Raw genomic sequence first — 19,094 nt, forward strand, 5'->3', positions numbered from 1 at the left:
CTGGTCCCTGCCGGCGGCTGTGTGTTCACGAAGGACAACAACAAGCAACTTCGACACTACCTGAGGACAACAACAATGATTATCTATGGTGTGGCTCTGCTGGCGGTCTGCACGCTTGCCGGCGTCATCGTCGGCGACTTCCTGGGCCTGCTGCTGGGTGTCAAATCCAACGTGGGCGGGGTCGGCATCGCCATGATCCTGCTGATTTGTGCGCGCCTGTACATGCACCGCAACGGTGGCATGAGCAAGGAGTGCGAATTCGGCGTGGGCTTCTGGGGCGCCATGTACATCCCGGTGGTGGTTGCCATGGCGGCCCAGCAGAACGTGGTCACCGCCCTGCACGGCGGGCCGGTGGCGCTGTTGGCGGCGGTGGGCGCAGTACTGGTGTGCGGCGCCACCATCGCCGTGATCAGCCGCAGCCATCGTGGCACCCCTCTGCCGACAGACACCGGCCCCGAAAGCAACGTGCAGGCTGCGCCTGCAGGAGGGCGTTGATCATGTGGCCGATCATTGACAATGCGCTGCAACACAACGCCCTGATCACCGCGTTCGCGGTGGTGGGCGCCATCATGTGGCTGTCGGTGCTGCTGTCGAAGTACCTGACCTTCGGCCGCGTGCATGGCTCGGCCATCGCCATCGTCATCGGCCTGGTGCTGGCCTGGGTCGGTGGCACCCTTACCGGCGGGCAGAAAGGCCTGGCCGACATGGCCTTGTTCTCCGGTATCGGCCTGATGGGCGGGGCCATGCTGCGCGACTTCGCCATTGTCGCCACGGCCTTCGAGGTACAGGCCACCGAGGCGCGCAAGGCCGGCATGATCGGCGCGCTGGCGCTGTTGCTGGGCACGGTGCTGCCATTCATCGTCGGTGCGGCGGTGGCCTATGCCTTCGGCTACCGCGATGCGGTCAGCATGACCACCATCGGCGCCGGTGCCGTGACCTATATCGTCGGCCCGGTGACCGGCGCGGCGTTGGGCGCCAGCTCGGAGGTGATGGCCCTGTCGATTGCCACCGGGCTGATCAAGGCGATTCTGGTGATGGTGTTCACCCCGGTGTCGGCGCGGCTGCTGGCGCTGGACAACCCGCGCTCGGCGATGGTGTTCGGCGGCCTGGCGGGCACCGTGTCGGGGGTGACCGCCGGGCTGGCGGCGACGGACCGGCGGTTGGTGCCGTATGGCGCGCTGACGGCTACCTTCCACACCGGCCTGGGTTGCCTGATGGGGCCTTCGATCCTGTACTTCTGCGTACGCGGCCTGGTCGGCTGACGGACCAAGGCGGGCAATGGCACAGTGTGATGGTAGCGGCAGCGAAGCGGTGCCAGGCGCGGCCCGCTACCATCACTGCCGCCCCCCTGATTCGGGGAATACGGCTGGGGCATCCTCCCCAATCTGTTTCGCTTGCCGACCTGACGCATTGAAAAACAAAGCAATTGGCTTGTGGCATACACCTTGCTCCGGCTCCACGCAGAGATCCTGTGTCCCGGAGGTCCGGCATGGCTACGCCACACACTCGCCCTGCTTACCTGGGGATGGCACTTGGAGGCGCACTGATCGCGTTGGGTGTGGCTTATGAAAGCCTCTGGTGCGACCCGCGCGAGCTGTTGCAGGCATCCGCCGATCCGCTGGCCCTGCACCGGTTGAGCCGCGACGGCGTGACCGTGGAGTTCGAGGCCAGGCCGCTGGCCGGGGGGGCGCTGCAGGAGGGCAGCATCGCCAGCATCCGCTTCAAGGTCAGCGACCAGGCCAGTGGCCAACCCCTGTCGGGCATGGCCCCGGGGGCGTGGATCGACCCGACCCAGGCGAGCACGGAGGGCGACCGTGAGCACAGCTGCAAGGCCCGGGTTGCGCTGTTTCTCAAAAGCAGCATCGGCGCAAGGCCGTTGCTCGACCTGAACAGCTACTTCCTGCTGATGCTGAACCAGGACGCCAGCCTGACAGTGATCGACCCGACGGTGTCGGTGGGCGGCGTGACCAGTACCCTGGCCCGCATCGAGCTGCCTGGGCGACCCATGGACTGGGTGGCCACCGGGGACGAAAAGCAGGTGTTCGTGTCCATCCCCGAGCGTGGCAAGGTCTCGGTGATCGACACCGAAACCTTCTCTCGCGTGGCCGACCTGGACGCCGGCGAGCAGCCGTTGCGCGTGGCCCTGCAGCCGGACCAGCACCGGCTGTGGGTGGGCAACGACAGCAGCGACCCGGCCAGGGGGGGTGTCACGGTGATCGATGTGCCGGGGCGCAACACCCTGAAAACCTTCAACACCGGCAGCGGGCACCACGAAATCGCCTTCAGCGCCGACTCGCACTTTGCCTACGTCAGCAACCGCGCCAGTGGCACGCTGAGCGTCATCGACATCCCGCAAATGCGCCTGGCCAAGACCCTCCAGGTGGGGCCGCAGCCGCTGTCGGTCAGCTATTCGGCGCTGTCCCAGGCGGTGTACGTGGTCGATGGCGAAGAGGGCAGCGTGCGGGTGTTCGATGCCCGCAGCCAGCAACTGCGCCACACCGTCCAGGCCGGACCGGGCCTGGGGCCGATGCGCTTCAGCCACGATGGGCGTTACGGCATGGTGCTCGATAGCCTGGCAAACCAGGTCCTGGTCATCGATGCCAGTAGCGACAAGCTGATCCACCATATCCCGGTGGCTGCGCAACCGTACCAGCTGACCTTTACCCACAACTACGCCTACGTGCGCAGCCTGGCTTCGCCGAAAGTCAGCATGATCAACCTGGCCAGCCTGGGCGAAGGGCGCACGCCGATCATCCAGGGCTTCGAGGCCGGCCCGGCGGCGCCACGCCAGGCCGGTGAGCTGCCGCTGGCCCAGGGCATGGCGGTGTCGCGCGATGACAACTCGGTGTTCGTGGTCAACCCGGTGGACAACACCACCTACTTCTATACCGAGGGCATGAATGCGCCGATGTCCGGCTACAACAACCGTGGCCACCAGGCTCGCGCCGCGCTCATCGTCGACCGCAGCTTACGCGAGTTGGCGCCGGGGGTGTACGGCTCGACGGTGAAGATGCCCGCGGCCGGCAAGTTCGACGTGGCTTTCCTGCTCAAGCAGCCGCCGATCATCCACTGCTTCAGCACCGAGGTGGCCGAAGCGCCGGATGCTGGCACGCGCAAGGGCGCGCATGCCGAGTTCATCGGCCTGGACCGGCCCTTGTCGCAGGACCGCGCGATTACCGCGCGGGTGCGCATCATCGGTGACGACGGCCAGCCCCGCCTGGGCCTGAGCGACCTGAGCCTGCGCTATTTCCAGGCGCCGGCTTCCATGCCACGCAACCTGCAACTGCAAGAGGTGGGCGATGGTATCTACCAGACGGCCCTGAGCCTGCCCGAAGCCGGCGCCTGGCAGCTGCATGTGCAGTCGCCGTCGCTGGGGCGCAGGTTCGCCGAAGAAAACTACACCAGCCTGCGGGTCATGCCGGCCGCAGCGTCCAACGCTTCCCAGACAGGTGCGAGGAATCTGCGATGACTACCAGGCACGCTTGTAGAGCATTGGCGCTGGGCCTGGCGCTGGCCAGCAACCTGGCGCTGGCCCATGGCGACCGTGGTTCTGGTGGCCAGGGCGGCCATGCCGGGCAGCCAGCGGCGGCCAGCCAGGAAAAGGCCAGCGTACGCTTTGCCGATGTATCGCTGCTGAACCAGGACGGCATGCCGGTGCGCCTGGAACAAGACCTGGTGGGCGAGCATCTGGTGGTCATGGGCTTCATCTACACCCGCTGCACCACGGTGTGCCCGGTGGTGTCCGCGATCATGGGCAGGGTCCAGCAGCAACTGGGTGGCCGGGTAGGGCAGGACATTCAGCTGGTGTCGATCAGCGTCGACCCGCAACACGACGACGCCAGGCGCCTGCAACGTTATGCCAGGGCCTTCCAGAAGGGCCCCGGCTGGAGCTGGCTGACCGGAACACCGTATGCCATAGGCGAAACACTCAAGGGCCTGGGCTTCAGCGCCGACCTCAGCCGACACCCGCCACTGATCCTGGTGGGTGACGGGCGCAGCGGGCACTGGAAACGTTACTACGGCGTTACCGACCCGGCGGTGCTGATCGATGAGCTCAACCGCCTCGGCGCCCGCCGGGTACACGTCAAAAGCACCGCCATTGCCGACCATCACGAGGTGCAACCATGAGCCAGGCAGCCTCCCGCCGGGTGGCCATGCGCGGTGTCGACTGGCTGGTGCTGGGCGCTTGCCTGTGGATCCTCGCCTCGGTGGCGTTCGCCCGTCAGGGCCATGCGCCTCAGGGGCCGGAGCCGCAGCCGGAGGTGTCGGCGATGGGCAGCGAAGGCGGTGGCCCTGGCTGGGCCCCGGTTTACTGCGGTCACCCCGTACCGGCCGCCGCCGGACAACCCTCGAACGGAGGTTGCCATGCATATGCTGTTGTTGTGCCTGTTGCAGGTGCTGGCCAAGGCCAGCTGGGCCGATGTGCCGGCGGCGCGGGTCAATGGCGTGGTGATCGGGTTGCTGCGCCTGGAGTGCTATTTCGGCATATTCCTACAGGCGCGGGGCCGCGCGGTGACCAGCATCGGCAACCCGACCCTGTACAAGCGCTGGCGCGACCAGGCCCTGGACGAGCTGATCGACAAGGAACTGCTGTGGCAGGAGGCCATGCGCCTTGGCATCACCGTCAGCGCGCAGCAAGTGTCGGCGCATGTCGGCGAGGTCGAGGCCGCGGTCGGCAGCGTGGCGGTTTTCGAGCGGCGGCTGGCACAGGCGGGCCTGGACAGGGCACAGTACAATGACTACGCCCGGTATGAACTGGCCGCGCAGCAGGTGTATGACCTGCTCAGTGCGGTCGAGGCGCCCGGCCCGGACGAAGTACAGGCGTTCTACGAGGCCAACCGGGAAAAACTGCAAGGAGCGCAGAACCAAAGTGATAATGCTTCGGTCATACGCGAACACGGCCTGGCCCTGGCCAGGGCCACGCTCATCGCCCAACGCCAGGCGCATGCGCGCCAGGCCGTGCGCCAACGTTTGCGTGCATCCGCTACAGTGGAAATCGCCGACTGAGGTCAGGCATGGCCTTGCCCCAATACTGGGGATTAACCAATTTGCCCTGTTCCGGCAGTTTCCCCGGATATGGGGAAACGGGCCGGTGCGGCTGCCTGCCGCAGTGCCGGTTTCAGAAAAAAAGCCGAACGGTATCAAGGGTTTGAAGCGATACAGCATGACCTTCAACGCCTGGCACGAAGCCTGCTCAAGCTTGTACGAGGGCGCACTTCGCAGACCGGCTGACCGGGCAGTTCTTGGGAGTCGACCTTGGTGAACAGCGTATTGGTAGTCGATGACGAACGGACTCTTGCGCAGAACCTGCAGGCGTATCTGCAGGCGCAAGGCCTGGACGTCCATGTTGCCCACGATGGTGCCGGTGGTATCGAGCTGGCTGCAAAGCTGCCCCCCCAGGTCATCGTGCTGGATTATCGCTTGCCCGACATGGAGGGTTTTCAGGTTCTGGAAGCCGTACGCAGGAACAGGCAGTGCCACTTCGTGCTGATTACCGCCCACCCCACCGTCGAGGTACGTGAGCGAGCTGCCGGGCTGGGTGTGAGTCATGTCCTGTTCAAGCCGTTCCCGCTGGTGGAACTGGCCCGTGCGATTTTCGACCTGTTGGGCATCGAGCGCCAGCACAGGGCTACGGACACCCCGGCTGAAGGCTTCGTCGAGCGACGCCATAACAGCAACGAGTCGTTCCCCCTGCAGTTGTACGATGGCAGCTGGGTACTGGCCGACCGCCGCCGTAACGGCGCCAAGCCCCCCGGCCCGGACGACGACCAACTGCTCACCGGGGAATAGCGGCGCCCGCACCCTTGGCCGAGCCAGTCTGCGACGCGCCCCTGAGCGGAGTCGCAGGCCATGCCAGAAGCATTCGATGCATCACGGGACGCGCTACTGCCTGCACCGGCCTCTTCGCGGGCACCCTGCCCAGCCTACCCGCGCGACCTCCTGGCCCAGGCCCGTCTGCAAAGCAGCGACGAACGCCTGCTCACCCGCCTGGAACAACTGGCCTGCGACACGCCTGACACGTTCGTCCGGCGCCTGGGCCTGACCCTGCATTACCCGGTGCTGGACAGCCACACCTTGCTGGCCAGCACCCCACGGTTCGACAAGGTCAGCCTGGCGGTGTGCCTGAAGCGCGAATTCGTGTTGATCGAGCAGGGCGGCCAACTGCTGGGCGTGTTCGCCGACCCCTTCGAGCCTGCCCGGCTGGCCTGGATCGACGATGTACTGCAGGGCGCGCCCCTGTACCTGGCCCATGCCGCCGACCTGGCCACCTTCCTCGCCCGCCAGGAAGAAAGCTTCCACGCCGTCGACGCCCTGGGCCACGACGCCGAGGCCAGCAATGACAGCGGCCCGCTGCAACGCCTGTCGCTGGCCAGCATCAGTGAAGACCAGAGCCGTGTGGTCAAGCTGGTCAACTCCACCCTGTACGACGCCCTCAAGCTGCACGCCAGCGACATCCACCTGGGCATGACCGGCCAGGGGCTGACCATCAAGTACCGTATCGACGGCGTGCTCAACGCTGCCGGCAAGGCCAGTGGCAGCGCCTTCGCCGACCAGGTGATTTCGCGCATCAAAGTCATGGCCGAGCTGGACATCGGCGAACGACGGGTGCCCCAGGACGGCCGTTTCAAGGTTGCCGTGGGCGAGCGGCAGATCGACTTCCGCGTGTCGATCATGCCCAGCATCTTCGGCGAAGACGCGGTGCTGCGGGTGCTGGACAAGCAGGACTTGTCCGACCGGGTCAACGGCGTGCAGCTGCAAGCCCTGGGCTTTGCCGAGGACACCCTGCGCGCCTTGCGCCGGCTGGCCGCCGAACCCTACGGCATGATCCTGGTCACCGGCCCCACCGGCAGCGGCAAGACCACCACGCTGTACGCCATGATCAGCGAGATCAACCACGGCGTGGACAAGATCATCACCATCGAGGACCCGGTCGAGTACCAGTTGCCCGGCGTGCTGCAGATCCCGGTCAACGAAAAGAAAGGGCTGACGTTCGCCCGCGGCCTGCGTTCGATCCTGCGTCACGATCCGGACAAGATCCTGGTCGGCGAGATCCGTGACCCGGATACCGCGCAAATCGCCGTGCAGTCGGCGCTCACCGGCCACCTGGTGTTCACCACCATCCACGCCAACAACGTGTTCGACGTGATCGGCCGTTTCAGCCAGATGCAGGTCGACCCGTACAGCTTCGTTTCCGCGCTCAATGCGGTACTGGCGCAGCGCCTGATTCGCCTGGCCTGCCCGCATTGCGCCACGCCGTGCGAGGTAGATGACGACACCTTGGATGGGGCAGGCCTGAGCCGCGCGAGCGTGGCTGGCTGGAGGTTCGTCCGCGCCCAGGGTTGCGGCCAGTGCCGTGGCAGTGGCTACCGTGGCCGTAGCGCGATCGCCGAACTGCTGCACCTGGACGATGACCTGCGGCAGATGATCGTCGAGCGCCGCCCCCTGTCGCAGATCAAGGCGCTCGCCTGCCAGCGCGGCCTGCGCCTGCTGCGTGCCTCGGCCCTGGACCTGGTCCGCGATGGCCGTACCACCCTCGAGGAGATCAACCGTGTCACGTTCATCTGATCATGGTTCGTGTCGGTACACGGCGGTGCTCGGCGCCGAGGGGGTCGGCCTGGGTTGCTGGCAGGCCAACCGTCAGCAGTGGCTGGGCAGCCGTGCCTTCACCTGCGCCGCCGGCCAAGCGCCCGGGGTGGCGGCGGTCGACGCACTGGCCGCCATGCTGAGCGAGCGTGGCGCAGGCGGCGCGCAGTTGCGGGTATTGCTGTCGGCCCGCTACAGCCGCTTCTGCCTGGTGCCCTGGAGCGATGTCATCGGCCACCCGCGCGAACTGGACGCCTATGCCCGGGCCTGCTTCGAAGCGCTCTACGGGCAGACCCTGGACGACTGGCGCATCGTCCTGTCGCCGGAGCCTGCCGGTGCCGCGCGTATCGCCACGGCGCTGCCCGAAGCCTTGTTGTTGCGGCTGCAGGCGCTCGGCCGCGACCACCACCTGAGCCTGCGCTCGGTGCAGCCGTACCTGATGGCCGCCTACAACCGATGCACGGAGCAGCTGGCGCAGGGCGACTTTCTGTTCGTCCTGGCCGAGCCACAGCGCAGCGTGCTGCTGCTGGCCGCCGGGGGGGCCTGGCAGCAAGTGCTGACGCAGGGTTGTGCCGACAGCGACCAGGCCCTGCAGGCGCTGATCGAGCGGACCTGCGAGCTGTATGGCGAGCCTCTGCCACCGGTCTACCTGCATGCCCCGGCCCGGCTTGATGTGCCGCGGGTGGCGGCGCTGCAGCTGTGCCCACCGGCCAGCGATGCCGACCCGTTGTGTGCCATGTGGCGGGCGGTGGCCTGAGATGCGCCGCCTCGACCTGGAATTCCAGCCCCGGCGCAGTGGCCCGCTGGCCTGGTCGCTGCTTGCGCTGGGCTGCGCCGTGGTCGTCGGCCTGTTGCTGCTGCAACAGCGCCTGCAGGCCGAGCACGTCGAACGGCAGGCCAGCGTGCACAACCTGGAACTGCAGCTGGGCCGCCGCCCGGCCAGCGCCGCGCCGCTGAGCAGCGCGGCCAGCCGTGAGCAGGCCGAGCGTCTGGCGCAGATGCAAAGCGTCTCGCAGCAATTGCAACGGCCGTGGCAGCAACTGTTCGCCATGCTGGAAGCGCAGCCGCAAGGCGACGTGGCGCTGCTCAGCCTGGCCCCTGACGCGCGCAAGGGCCAGCTGCGCATCGCCGCCGAGGCGCGCAACCTCGAAGCGATGCTGCAATACCACCAGCGCCTGGAGGCCAGTGCCGAGCTCAGCGACGTGTCGCTGCTCAACCACGAGGTGCTGGCCAGCCAGCCCGAGCAGCCCGTGCGTTTCACCCTCACGGCCACCTGGGAGACCGGCCATGCGCGCCCGTGAACCGCTGAACAGGCTGATCCTGCAGGAGCGGCTGCGTCGTCTCGGCCCGGTCGGCGTGGCGGCAGCCATCGTCGCGTTGCTGGCGCTGGGCGTGCTGTGTGCCGGGGTATTGCCGCAATGGCAGGCCATTCGCGAACTGCGTGCCAGCGAAGCGGATGCCCGGCTGCAGCTGGAGCGGGTCAGACGCGGCGAGCTGAAGATCGCCACCCAGCCCGAGCAACAGGCCCTCGACAGCCTGCGCCAGCAACTGCCGGGGCAGCCCCAGGCCAGCGCGCTGATCGAACGCTTGTACCACCTGGCCAGCGCCGAGCAGATCAGCCTGGCCCATGGTGAATACGCCCTGGGCATCGACCCCAAGACCCAGCTGGCACGCTACCAGATCGTACTGCCGGTGCATGGCAGCTACCTGCAGATTCGCGGCTTCGTCCGTGGCCTGCTCAGGCAACTGCCGACCCTGGTGCTGGAAGACCTGGAGCTGCAACGCAAACGCATCGGCGACAGCGAGCTCGACGCCCGCCTGCGCATGACCCTTTACCTGTCGAGGTCGTGATGAACACACAGCGTGCAGTCATCTGGGCCGGCTTTCTCGGCGTGAGCGCGGCGCTGGCCTGGGCGCCGGGCCACTGGTTCGGCCAGGAGGATGGGGTCGTGGCGTTCGCCGGCAAGTACGCGGCCACCCAGCCGGCAGGCAATGCCGGGCCAGCGGCAGCGGCTTCAGCGTCGAAAGGGCCGGAGCCGGCGCCCAAGGACCTGTTCCCGACCCAGCAGTGGAGCAACCCCGAAACCCTGGCCAGCATCACCGAACAGCCCGAGGCTGCCACCCCGGTCGTACCCCAGGCGCCCGCCGCGCCGGCCTTGCCATTCCAGTTCATCGGCCGCATCGGCGACCGTGACGACCTGCAGATTTTCCTGCAGAGCGGCGAAAAGCTCTACGTCGTGCGCCAGGGCGACGTCATCGATGACACCTACCGCCTCGACCGCGTCTCGGCCAGTGAGCTGAGCCTGGTCTACCTGCCTTTGCATCAGCCGCAGACCTTGTCTGTAGGGAGCGCTCCATGAAGTCGTCAACGCTGTGCAAGCCGGCCCCGTTCCTGCTCGTGGCGCTGTGCGTGGCCATTGCCGGCTGCGCTTCCGATGCGGTACGCGAGGACAGTGACCAGCTGATGCGGGAAGGCCAGTACGAGGCGGGCATTGCGCAGCTGGAGCAGGCCCTGCTCGAAGACCCGCGCGACACCGAGCTGAACATCGCCCTGGCACATAGCCGCCAGGCTGCGGTGGAGGCGCTGCTGACCCAGGCCGATGCCAGTCGCGTCCGGCATGACTTTGCCGCTGCGCGCATGGGGTATGGGCGGGTGCTGACCCTGGAGCCGAACAACCGCCGCGCGCAGGAAGGCATCCGCCAGCTGGAGCTGATCCGCACCCTCGACGAGCGCGTGGCGCTGGGCCAGGCGGCGCTTCGCCAGGGTGACCTGTTCGGCGCCGAGCGCTACATGCGCGAAGTGTTGCGCCTGGACCCGCAGAACCAGAAGGGCCTGGCCCTGCGCAGCGACATCGAAAATGTCCAGGCGCGTACCGCGCAGCCTTACCCGCAACTGCGCAGCAAGCTGGAGCGGCCGGTGACCCTGGAGTTCCGCGATGCCAACCTGAAGAGCATCTTCGAAGTGCTGTCCCAGGTCGCCGGCATCAACTTCATCTTCGACAAGGACCTGCGCCCGGACATGAAGGCGACCATTTTCGTTCGCGATCTGCGCATCGAGGACGCCGTGGCACTGTTGCTCGAGCAGAACCAGCTGCGCCAGAAGATCGTCAACGAAAACACCCTGATGATCTACCCCGACTCGCCGCAGAAGGCCAAGGACTACCAGGAGCTGGTCATGCGCACGTTCTACCTGACCAGCATCGATGCCAACACCGCACTGAACATGGTCAAGACCATGCTCAAGACCCGCGACGTGTTCGTCGACGAACGCCTCAATACCCTGACCATGCGCGACACCCCCGATGCCGTGCGCATGGCCGAAAAGCTGCTGCAATCGCAGGACCAGTCCAACCCCGAGGTGGTGCTGGAGGTGGAGGTGATGGAAGTGGCCACTTCGCGCATCCTCGACCTCGGCCTGCAATGGCCCAACACCTTCGGTGTGCTCACCTCCGATGGCCAGCCGGTCAGCGTGCTTGACCAGCTCAAGGGCATCGATTCCAGCCGCATCAGCATTTCCCCGGCACCACAGGCCAAGATCAACGCCCAGGACAAGGACATCAATACCCTGGCCAGCCCGGTGATCCGGGTCAGCAACCGCGAGCAGGCGCGCATCCACATCGGCCAGCGGGTACCGATCATCAGCGCCACGTCGGTGCCCTCCACCCAGGGCCCGGTGATTACCGAAAGCGTCACCTACCTGGACGTCGGCCTGAAGCTTGAAGTGCAGCCGACCGTGCACCTGAACAACGAAGTGGCGATCAAGGTGGCCCTGGAAGTGAGCAACGCCACGCCGCTGGAACCGACGCGCCAGGGCACCATCCCGGTCCAGGTCGACACCCGCAACGCGCAGACCAGCCTGCGCCTGCACGATGGCGAAACCCAGGTGCTGGCGGGCCTGGTGCGCAACGACCACAACGCCAGTGGCAACAAGATCCCCGGGCTGGGTGACATCCCCGGCCTGGGCCGGCTGTTCGGCAGCAACAAGGACGACATGAGCAAGTCGGAGCTGGTGCTGGCAATCACCCCGCGCATCGTGCGCAACCTGCCGTACCAGAGCCCGTCGGACATGGAGTTCGCCACCGGCACCGAGTCGGCCATGCAGGTGCGCCAGATGACGCCGTTGCCGCCGCCGGACGTGCCGGGCAATGCACCCGCCACCGATGCACCGGTGGCAGACAGCCAGATGGCCGTCGCCCCGGTGAAACGGAGCCCGCAGCCATGACCGGGCAGCGCTGCATGCGCGGCTTCAGCCTGATCGAAGTGGTGCTGACCCTGGCATTGCTCGGGCTGCTCGCCAGCATGGCCGCACCGCTGACCGAAACCGTGGTGCGCCGCGGCAAGGAGCAGCAGCTGCGCGAGGCGCTGTACCAGATCCGCGATGCCATCGATGCCTACAAGCGGGCGTTCGATGCCGGTTATATCGAGAAGCGTCTGGATGCCAGCGGCTACCCGCCGAACCTGCAGATACTGGTCGAAGGTGTCCGCGATGTGCGCAGTGCCAAGGGCGCCAAGTTCTATTTCCTGCGGCGTATTCCGCACGACCCGCTGCTGGCCGCCAGGCATGACGACGCTGGCGGCTGGGGCCTGCGCGCCTACGACAGCAGCCCCGACAACCCGCGCGAAGGTGAAGACGTGTTCGACGTGTACTCCAGGGCCCGTGGCAAAGGCCTCGACGGCATTCCCTACCGGCAATGGTGACAGCCATGAAACGCCGCACAGGCTTCACCTTGATCGAGCTGCTGGTGGTGCTGGCGATCATCGCCACGCTGATGACCATCGCCATGCCGCGCTACTTCAACAGCCTGGAAAGCGCGCGCGAAGCCACCTTGCGCCAGAGCCTGGCGGTGCTCCGCGAAGCGCTGGACCATTACTACGGCGACACCGGCCACTACCCGGACTCGCTGGAGCAACTGGTGGAGCAACGCTATTTGCGCAATACCCCGGTCGACCCGATCACCGAGCGCAGCGATGCCTGGCAGCTGGTGCCGCCCCCCGAAGGCGTGGCCGGCGGGGTGGCCGATGTCAAGAGCGGTGCTACCGGGAGGGCCCGCGATGGCAGCCTGTTCGCGGAATGGTAAGGCCAACCGCGGCTTCACCTACCTTGGCGTGCTGCTGCTGATTGCCGTCAGCAGCGTGGCCCTGGCCGCCACCGGCACGCTGTGGACCAGTGCTGCCCAGCGCGATCGTGAACGCCAGTTGCTGTGGGTCGGCGGCCAGTACGCCCAGGCCCTGCGCAGCTACTACCGCGCCTCGCCGGGGTTGGCCCAGTACCCACAGGCGCTGGCCGACCTGCTGCAGGACGACCGCTTCCCGCAGGCCCGGCGGCACATCCGCCGGTTGTACCCCGACCCGATCACCAACAGCCAGGAGTGGGGCTTGCTGCGCGGGCTCGACGGGCGTATCACCGGCATACACAGCCGCTCCGACGCCACCCCGTTCAAGCGCAGTGGCTTCGAGACGCAGTTCTCCGGTTTCGAGGGCCTGGAACACTACAGCGACTGGCAGTTCGTCGCCGAGCAGCCGTTCAGTGAAAGCGCCGGTGGCGCCCGTACCCATGCTGGCCCGGGAGACACACCCTGAAACGCCTGCCTTGGTGCAGGTCTTGAGCCATACAAACCGGCTGACAACCCTGGCTTCACAGGCATGGCCACGTTGCAACTCATGTGGGAGCGGATTTGTCCGCGATGCGCCGCGCGGGCGGCTCGATCTCACAGGCGCCACACCTCACGAGGCATGCACCTCGACGCCCATGAAAATCTCCCGCACACTGCGGAAAAAATACCAAGCCCGTTGCCCGATCCAGGGCACAGCTGGAGCAACAAATGGCGCGACAATTTCCCATAACAAACGCCCACGACCCGCTGCATGAATCCCGCCAGGCCCGCCTCAGGCTGGCCAGCGAAGGCGAGCTGCCGCTGGGCATGCTGCGCGATGAAATCGACGCCTCCTGGCGCCGCAGCCTCGGCCATGGCCTGGACTGCCTGCAGGGCGAGCAGGTCGGCCTGGGCCTGGAGCAAGGCCACGACCTGCGCATGCTGCTGGAGCGTAACCGCCTGCTGGTCGATGCCGTTACCCCGGAACTGGACTACCTGGTCGCCCGCCAGGGCAAGGCCGGCATCGTCATCCTCGGCGACGCCCAGGCCAACGTGCTGGCGATCGAGGGCCAGACCCATGTGCTCAGCCGTGAGGGCCTGCGCGACCTGCATCCGGGCAGTTGCTGGAGCGAGTCGCTGCGTGGCACCAACGCCATCGGTACGGCGGTGGTCGAAGGCCGGCCCACGCTGATCAATTGCGGCGAACACTACCTGGACCGCCTCAGCCCGTTCTCCTGCACCTCCGTGCCGCTGCGCGACCCGCGCGGCGAGGTGATCGGCGTGCTGGACATCACCCGCGAGGGGGTAATGGCGCAGCCGCAGGACAGCCTGACCACGCTGATGCTGGCGGCCGGCAACATCGAAAGCCGGTTGTTCGGCCTGTGCCACCCCGAGCAACTGGTGCTGGCCTTCCATAGCCGCCCGCAGTACCTCAACAGTGCCTGGCATGGCCTGCTGGCCCTGAGCCTGGATGGCGAAGTGCTGGCCACCAACGACAGTGCCTGCCAGCTGCTGCAGGTGCCGCGCCATGAGCTGATCGGCCGGCGCAGCAGCGATTTGCTGGGCGAGCGTTCACCAGCCTTCATTGCGCGCTTGTGGCAGGGTGGGGTGAGCAGCGTGCAAACGGCCAAGGGCGAGTTCCACTTTCGCGCCCTGCAGCTGCCGCGCCATGGCCGGGTCAATGCCGGCACGCCGGCCAGCAAGCCGGCACCGGGCCAGCAGTCACCGGCCCTCGATGCCCTGGCCGGGGGTGACGCGCGCCTGGCGCGCAACCTGCGCATGGCCCGCCAGGGCTTGGGCAATGGCCTGCCGGTGCTGCTGCTGGGCGAGACCGGCACCGGCAAGGAGGTGGTCGCCCGGGCCCTGCACCAGGCCAGCCCGCGCGCCGGCAAGCCGTTCGTGGCGGTCAACTGCGCGGCCATTCCCGAAGGGCTGATCGAGTCCGAACTGTTTGGCTACCGCGAGGGGGCGTTTACCGGTTCGCGCCGGGGCGGCATGGTCGGGCGGCTGATGCAGGCGCATGGCGGCACGCTGTTCCTCGACGAAATCGGCGACATGCCGCTGGCCCTGCAGGCGCGCTTGCTGCGCGTATTGCAGGAACGCCGGGTGGCGCCGCTGGGGGCAGGGGACGAGCAGGATATCGATGTGGCGCTGATCTGCGCCACCCACCGCGACCTCAAGCGCCTGGTACAGGAGCAGCAGTTCCGCGAAGACCTGTACTACCGGGTCAATGGCGTGTCGCTACGCCTGCCGGCGTTGCGTGAGCGGGATGACCTGGCGGCGATCATCCAGGGGCTGCTGGACAAGGCAGATGCGCGTGGCGTCACGCTTGACCCGGGGTTGACCGCGTTGCTCGAAGGGTTCGACTGGCCGGGCAACATCCGCCAGCTGGAGATGGTCGTACGCACCGCGCTGGCCATGCGCGAGGACGGCGAGCAGGTGCTGACCCTGGAGCACCTCACCGATTGCCTGCTGGATGAACTGGCCAGCGGCACGACACCCTCCGGCAGCCTCAAGGACAACGAACTGGAGCTGATCCGCGGCGCCCTGGCGCGCCATCAGGGCAACGTGTCGGCTGCCGCCGCGGCGCTCGGCATCAGCCGGGCAACGCTGTACCGCAAGCTCAAACAGTTGCGCGGCTGACGTGGGCGGCCTGTTCGCCCGGCTGGTGGAATCCAGCGACCCGCTGCTCATGCGCCAGGCGCTGGCCTGGCTGTATGGTTTCGTGCGCCCGCATCGGCGCGCCATTGGCCTGTTGCTGGGCTTGTCGCTGGGCGCCTCGCTGCTGGCCCTGGCGCAACCCTGGCTGGTCAAGACGCTGATTGACCAGGGCCTGCTGGCCAAGGATTACCAGACCCTCTGGCACATGGCGGCGATCATGATCGCCGCCGGCCTGCTGGGCACCGGGCTGGCCGGGATCAACCGCTACCTGCATACGCGCCTGTCGGGGCGCATCCTGTTTGCCCTGCGCGATGATCTTTACCGGCACCTGCAGCAATTGTCGCCGACGTTCTATGGCCGGCGGCGTACCGGTGACATCCTTTCGCGGCTGGATGGCGACGTGGCAGAAATCCAGCGTTTTGCCGTGGACTCGCTGTTCTCGGCGGTATCGGCGGTGATCGGCCTGGTGGGCGCGGTGGTACTGATGCTGATGCTGTCCTGGCAGCTATCACTGTTGTTGGTGCTGCTGGTGCCGATCGAGGTGCTGTGGCTGCGCTGGATGCGACGCAAGGTGGAGCGTGAAGTGCGCCAGCTGCGCGAGCGTGCGGCGGATGTGTCGTCATTTCTGGTGGAAACGCTGCCAGCGATGAAGTTCATCCAGGCGGCTGGCCAGCAAAGCCGCGAGGCCGGGCGCCTGGACCAACTGGGCCAGGGCTACATGCACCAGCTGCTCAAGGTCCAGGTGACCGAGTTCTTCACCCAGGCCATCCCGGGCACGCTGACCTCCTGGTGCCGCGCCTGCGCGTTCCTGGTCGGTGGTTGGTGGGTGATCCAGGGCACCTGGCAGCTGGGCGCGCTGATCGCTTTTTCCACTTACATGGGCATGGCGGTCGGGCCGGTGCAGAGCCTGCTGGGCCTGTACGTGGCAGTGCAACGCATGGCCGTGAGCTTGGGGCGGGTCATGGAACTGAAGCAGGAAGCGGTGGCTGTACGCTCGCCGGCCAACCCGCTGCCGATGCCCGATGGGCCGGGCGAATTGCGCCTGGAGGCGCTGAGTTTCGCCCATGAAGGGCGCCAGGGCGCGGTGCTGAACAATGTGCAGCTGTGTGTGCCAGGCGGCCTGAAAGTCGCCATCAGCGGTGCCTCGGGGGTGGGCAAGTCGACCCTGATCGATCTGCTGCAGCGTTTCTACGACCCGCACGCCGGGCGCATCCTGCTGGACGGCACCGACCTGCGCGAGCTGGACCTGGTGGCGTTGCGCCGGCGCATCGCGGTGGTCAGCCAGGACATCGTGCTGTTCCGCGGCACCCTGGCGCAGAACCTCGCCTACGGCGCGCCGCAGGCCAGCCGCGCCGAGCTTGAGCGGGTCGTGCAGCTGGCCCGGCTGGACAGCCTGGTCGAAAGCCTGCCACTGGGCCTGGACGGTTTGCTCGGTGAGCGCGGCCAGCAATTGTCCGGCGGCCAGAAACAACGTATCGCCATTGCCCGCGCGGTGCTGCAGGCCCCGGCGATCCTGGTGCTGGACGAGGCCACGTCGGCCGTGGACGAAGCTACCGAGCGCGAGGTGATCGCCGCCATCGACCAGTTGTTCGCCGGCCGCACCCGCATCCTGATCAGCCACCGCGCTTCGACCTTGGCCGATGCCGACCTGTATCTGCAACTGCAGGCTGGCCAACTGCAGGTACTGCCCCGCGAGGTAATCAGGCATGGGCACTGAGCTGCGCGTTGGCGTCATCGACAGCGGCTGCTCGCTGGCGCAGGGCCGCGGCCTGCTGGTGGCACGACGCTTCTGGCTGGAGGACGGCCAGTTGCGCGAAGGGGAACCTTTGCCCGACCAGCTCGGGCACGGCAGCGCGGTCGTGGAGGCTTTGCAGCGCGAGGCCGGGCCGGTGCCGCTGTTGGTCGCCCAGGTGTTCGCCGGCCAGGCCAGTACCAGCGCATTGCAGGTGGCGGCTGCGTTGCTGTGGCTGGTGGAGGCGGGGGCCACGCTGGTCAACCTCAGCCTGGGCCTGCAGCAGGACCGGCCGGTGTTGCACCAGGCTTGTGCCGAAGCCGTGGCTGCGGGAGTGCTGCTGTGCGCGTCCAGCCCGGCACAAGGCGGGCCGGTGTACCCGGCCAGCTACCCTGGAGTGATTCGGGTCACGGGCGATGCGCGCTGCGCGCCAGGCCAATGGTCATGGCTGGGCTCGCGGCAGGCCGACTTCGGAGGCTATGTGGGGGTGGGCGGCAAGGCAGGCGCGAGCCTGGGCTGCGCGGCCCTGAGCGGCAGGATTGCCGCGTTGCTGCGTGAGCAGCCCGGCATGCGCCAGCAGCAGGTGCACGACTGGTTGCGCCAGCATGCGGCATTTGCCGGCCCCGAGCGACGGGGGGCCGAGCATGCCTGAACCGTGCATTGTGGTGCTGGGCGCGGGCCCGGCCGGTGCGGCCACGGCGATTGGCCTGCGGCGCCTGGGCTACGCGGTCACGGTGGTGTCCGAATGGCGCCGCTTTGCCGCGGTCGAAGGGGTTTCGCAGCGGGTGCTGGACGCCTTGCGTCATGCTGGCCTTGGCGGGGCCCTGAGCCAGGCGGCGATAGCGGCCACCCGGCGGGTGCACTGGGGCGGCCAGCAACTCCAGCTGAACCAGGAGTTCCTGCTCGACCGGCAACAGTTTGACCGGGCACTGCGCGACGATCTGCAACGCGCCGGGGTAAGCGTGGTCGAGGGGCGGGTGGGCGAGCTCCGGCACGACGCAGGTCATCAGGTGCGTCTGGTCGATGGCCAGCTACTGCGCGCTGATTTCCTGGTCGAAGCCCGCGGCCGTCAGGCCCCGTTGGCGGCTGATCGCCTGCGTGGGCCGGAGACGGTCAGCCTGCTCAATGCCTGGCAGGGTGCCCCTGGGACCCCTGCCTCGGCGGTGGAAAGCCTGGAGGATGGCTGGGCATGGATGGCGCGGCTGGAAGATGGCCGCTGCTACTGGCAGGTCACCCTGGACGCCGCCGGCCTGCCGGGCAAGGCCGGGTTGTCGGCGTACTGCGCAGCGCGGCGAGCCCGCAGCGCGCTGGTGGCCGAGCTGTTCGATGGCCGGGCGCTGGCGCCGGCGCAGGTGCATGCGCGCAGTAGTACAGCGATTCTGGCGGGTGAATGTGCCGGCCAGGACTGGATACGGGTAGGCGATGCCGCGATGGCTGTCGACCCATTGTCGGGCAACGGCATATTCCAGTCGCTGTCTTCGGCGTTGCAGGCGCCGGTGGTGATCAATACCTTGCTGCGCAGGCCCGGGCGGGCTGCATTGGCGCGGCAATTTCACCAGCAGCGGGTCGAACAGCTGTTCTTGCGCTTTGCCCGCATCGGCCGGGATTTCCATGGGCAGGAGCAGGGCCGGGCCGAGCAGCCGTTCTGGGCGCGGCGTCAGGGCTGGCCGGACCGCCAACCGCTGCACGTGGCGGTGGACTGGCAGGCGCTGCGGGTGGAGCGACGGCCGGTGTTGCGTAACGGGCTGGTGGACGAGGCCGAGGTGGTGGTTACGGCGGACCAGCCGTTGGGGGTGTGGCATTTGCAGGGTGTGGAGTTGGCGCCGGTAGTGCGCGAACTTTGTGCCGGTCGGCCAGTTGAGGCAGTGCTGGCAGGTCTGCCGGGGGAGCAGCAGATGAGGGTGCGGCGCTGGTTGTCGGAGCAGGGCCTGGCTTGAGATTGCCCGGCCGCTCTACGGCCCATTCGCGACGGTGCCATCTACCGCGTCGCCTGCTTCGCGGATAGATCCGCTCCTACAGGTGTG

19 protein-coding genes and 1 pseudogene are annotated in these 19,094 nt (G+C 67.4%); all 20 read left to right on the top strand.

Annotated elements, in window-relative coordinates:
- The first annotated feature begins 75 nt into the window (after positions 1–75).
- The 20 genes and pseudogenes from madL to qhpG all read left to right on the top strand — a co-directional run bounded on the left by madL (position 76) and on the right by qhpG (position 19,007).
- Positions 76–495: a malonate transporter subunit MadL gene (gene madL, locus QSV36_RS23305; RefSeq protein WP_289134900.1), complete on the top strand. Its 420-nt coding sequence runs from the start codon at positions 76–78 to the stop codon at positions 493–495.
- 2 nt (positions 496–497) lie between these two features.
- Positions 498–1,262, top strand: coding sequence for a malonate transporter subunit MadM (gene madM / locus QSV36_RS23310; RefSeq protein ID WP_289134903.1), 765 nt, complete (start codon positions 498–500; stop codon positions 1,260–1,262).
- A 227-nt stretch (positions 1,263–1,489) separates the two neighbouring features.
- Entirely contained in the window at positions 1,490–3,469 is a 1,980-nt protein-coding gene (locus QSV36_RS23315; protein ID WP_289134906.1) for a beta-propeller fold lactonase family protein, read from the top strand.
- Positions 3,466–4,128 carry an SCO family protein gene (locus QSV36_RS23320; protein WP_289134909.1) on the top strand — a complete coding sequence of 221 codons (663 nt, stop codon included), beginning with the start codon at positions 3,466–3,468 and terminating at the stop codon, positions 4,126–4,128. The genes QSV36_RS23315 and QSV36_RS23320 overlap by 4 nt, the downstream gene beginning before the upstream one ends.
- Positions 4,125–4,289: pseudogene (locus QSV36_RS23325) on the top strand (SCO family protein); the annotation flags it as partial. The gene QSV36_RS23320 and the pseudogene QSV36_RS23325, both read left to right, overlap by 4 nt.
- Before the next feature lie 76 nt (positions 4,290–4,365).
- Positions 4,366–5,007, top strand: coding sequence for a SurA N-terminal domain-containing protein (locus QSV36_RS23330; RefSeq protein WP_289134913.1), 642 nt, complete (start codon positions 4,366–4,368; stop codon positions 5,005–5,007).
- A gap of 249 nt (positions 5,008–5,256) precedes the next feature.
- Positions 5,257–5,790, top strand: a complete 534-nt coding sequence (locus QSV36_RS23335; protein ID WP_289134917.1) for a response regulator — start codon at positions 5,257–5,259, stop codon at positions 5,788–5,790.
- A gap of 60 nt (positions 5,791–5,850) precedes the next feature.
- Positions 5,851–7,566, top strand: a complete 1,716-nt coding sequence (locus tag QSV36_RS23340) for a GspE/PulE family protein (protein WP_289134920.1) — start codon at positions 5,851–5,853, stop codon at positions 7,564–7,566.
- Positions 7,520–8,341, top strand: a complete 822-nt coding sequence (locus QSV36_RS23345; protein ID WP_289134924.1) for a hypothetical protein — start codon at positions 7,520–7,522, stop codon at positions 8,339–8,341. The genes QSV36_RS23340 and QSV36_RS23345 overlap by 47 nt, the downstream gene beginning before the upstream one ends.
- Position 8,342: 1 nt before the next feature.
- Complete coding sequence (locus QSV36_RS23350; protein ID WP_289134928.1) at positions 8,343–8,885, top strand: PilN family protein; 543 nt, start codon at positions 8,343–8,345, stop codon at positions 8,883–8,885.
- Positions 8,872–9,435 carry a GspMb/PilO family protein gene (locus QSV36_RS23355; RefSeq protein WP_289134932.1) on the top strand — a complete coding sequence of 188 codons (564 nt, stop codon included), beginning with the start codon at positions 8,872–8,874 and terminating at the stop codon, positions 9,433–9,435. Before QSV36_RS23350 ends, QSV36_RS23355 begins: the two co-directional genes overlap by 14 nt.
- A complete protein-coding gene (locus QSV36_RS23360; protein WP_289134935.1) occupies positions 9,435–9,944 on the top strand; it encodes a hypothetical protein in 510 nt (169 codons plus the stop codon). Before QSV36_RS23355 ends, QSV36_RS23360 begins: the two co-directional genes overlap by 1 nt.
- The gene (locus QSV36_RS23365) at positions 9,941–11,806 is read left to right on the top strand and encodes a secretin GspD/PilQ domain-containing protein (protein WP_289134938.1); all 1,866 of its coding nucleotides are present in this window, start codon (positions 9,941–9,943) and stop codon (positions 11,804–11,806) included. Before QSV36_RS23360 ends, QSV36_RS23365 begins: the two co-directional genes overlap by 4 nt.
- A complete protein-coding gene (locus QSV36_RS23370) occupies positions 11,803–12,282 on the top strand; it encodes a type II secretion system protein (protein ID WP_289134941.1) in 480 nt (159 codons plus the stop codon). Before QSV36_RS23365 ends, QSV36_RS23370 begins: the two co-directional genes overlap by 4 nt.
- A 5-nt stretch (positions 12,283–12,287) precedes the next feature.
- Positions 12,288–12,662 carry a type II secretion system protein gene (locus QSV36_RS23375; protein WP_225777591.1) on the top strand — a complete coding sequence of 125 codons (375 nt, stop codon included), beginning with the start codon at positions 12,288–12,290 and terminating at the stop codon, positions 12,660–12,662.
- Complete coding sequence (locus tag QSV36_RS23380) at positions 12,637–13,164, top strand: type II secretion system protein (RefSeq protein WP_289134944.1); 528 nt, start codon at positions 12,637–12,639, stop codon at positions 13,162–13,164. The genes QSV36_RS23375 and QSV36_RS23380 overlap by 26 nt, the downstream gene beginning before the upstream one ends.
- A 242-nt stretch (positions 13,165–13,406) precedes the next feature.
- Complete coding sequence (locus tag QSV36_RS23385; protein WP_289134947.1) at positions 13,407–15,320, top strand: sigma-54-dependent Fis family transcriptional regulator; 1,914 nt, start codon at positions 13,407–13,409, stop codon at positions 15,318–15,320.
- Position 15,321: 1 nt separating this feature from the next.
- Positions 15,322–17,055, top strand: coding sequence for an ABC transporter ATP-binding protein (locus tag QSV36_RS23390; RefSeq protein ID WP_289134950.1), 1,734 nt, complete (start codon positions 15,322–15,324; stop codon positions 17,053–17,055).
- Positions 17,045–17,722, top strand: a complete 678-nt coding sequence (gene qhpE / locus QSV36_RS23395) for a subtilisin-like serine protease QhpE (protein ID WP_289134953.1) — start codon at positions 17,045–17,047, stop codon at positions 17,720–17,722. The genes QSV36_RS23390 and qhpE overlap by 11 nt, the downstream gene beginning before the upstream one ends.
- The gene (gene qhpG, locus QSV36_RS23400; RefSeq protein ID WP_289134955.1) at positions 17,715–19,007 is read left to right on the top strand and encodes a flavin-dependent monooxygenase QhpG; all 1,293 of its coding nucleotides are present in this window, start codon (positions 17,715–17,717) and stop codon (positions 19,005–19,007) included. Before qhpE ends, qhpG begins: the two co-directional genes overlap by 8 nt.
- The last annotated feature ends 87 nt before the right edge of the window (positions 19,008–19,094 follow it).

Source organism: Pseudomonas sp. BCRC 81390 (assembly GCF_030341915.1).
GTDB lineage: Bacteria > Pseudomonadota > Gammaproteobacteria > Pseudomonadales > Pseudomonadaceae > Aquipseudomonas.

Coding starts and splice junctions, on each gene's coding strand:
- QSV36_RS23315 (WP_289134906.1), top strand. CDS start 1,490: ATGGCTACGCCACACACTCGCCCTGCTTACCTGGGGATGGCACTTGGA.
- QSV36_RS23360 (WP_289134935.1), top strand. CDS start 9,435: ATGAACACACAGCGTGCAGTCATCTGGGCCGGCTTTCTCGGCGTGAGC.
- qhpG (WP_289134955.1), top strand. CDS start 17,715: ATGCCTGAACCGTGCATTGTGGTGCTGGGCGCGGGCCCGGCCGGTGCG.
- qhpE (WP_289134953.1), top strand. CDS start 17,045: ATGGGCACTGAGCTGCGCGTTGGCGTCATCGACAGCGGCTGCTCGCTG.
- QSV36_RS23320 (WP_289134909.1), top strand. CDS start 3,466: ATGACTACCAGGCACGCTTGTAGAGCATTGGCGCTGGGCCTGGCGCTG.
- QSV36_RS23355 (WP_289134932.1), top strand. CDS start 8,872: ATGCGCGCCCGTGAACCGCTGAACAGGCTGATCCTGCAGGAGCGGCTG.
- QSV36_RS23345 (WP_289134924.1), top strand. CDS start 7,520: ATGGCCGTACCACCCTCGAGGAGATCAACCGTGTCACGTTCATCTGAT.
- QSV36_RS23385 (WP_289134947.1), top strand. CDS start 13,407: ATGGCGCGACAATTTCCCATAACAAACGCCCACGACCCGCTGCATGAA.
- madM (WP_289134903.1), top strand. CDS start 498: ATGTGGCCGATCATTGACAATGCGCTGCAACACAACGCCCTGATCACC.
- QSV36_RS23375 (WP_225777591.1), top strand. CDS start 12,288: ATGAAACGCCGCACAGGCTTCACCTTGATCGAGCTGCTGGTGGTGCTG.
- QSV36_RS23365 (WP_289134938.1), top strand. CDS start 9,941: ATGAAGTCGTCAACGCTGTGCAAGCCGGCCCCGTTCCTGCTCGTGGCG.
- madL (WP_289134900.1), top strand. CDS start 76: ATGATTATCTATGGTGTGGCTCTGCTGGCGGTCTGCACGCTTGCCGGC.
- QSV36_RS23340 (WP_289134920.1), top strand. CDS start 5,851: ATGCCAGAAGCATTCGATGCATCACGGGACGCGCTACTGCCTGCACCG.
- QSV36_RS23380 (WP_289134944.1), top strand. CDS start 12,637: ATGGCAGCCTGTTCGCGGAATGGTAAGGCCAACCGCGGCTTCACCTAC.
- QSV36_RS23350 (WP_289134928.1), top strand. CDS start 8,343: ATGCGCCGCCTCGACCTGGAATTCCAGCCCCGGCGCAGTGGCCCGCTG.
- QSV36_RS23370 (WP_289134941.1), top strand. CDS start 11,803: ATGACCGGGCAGCGCTGCATGCGCGGCTTCAGCCTGATCGAAGTGGTG.
- QSV36_RS23330 (WP_289134913.1), top strand. CDS start 4,366: ATGCATATGCTGTTGTTGTGCCTGTTGCAGGTGCTGGCCAAGGCCAGC.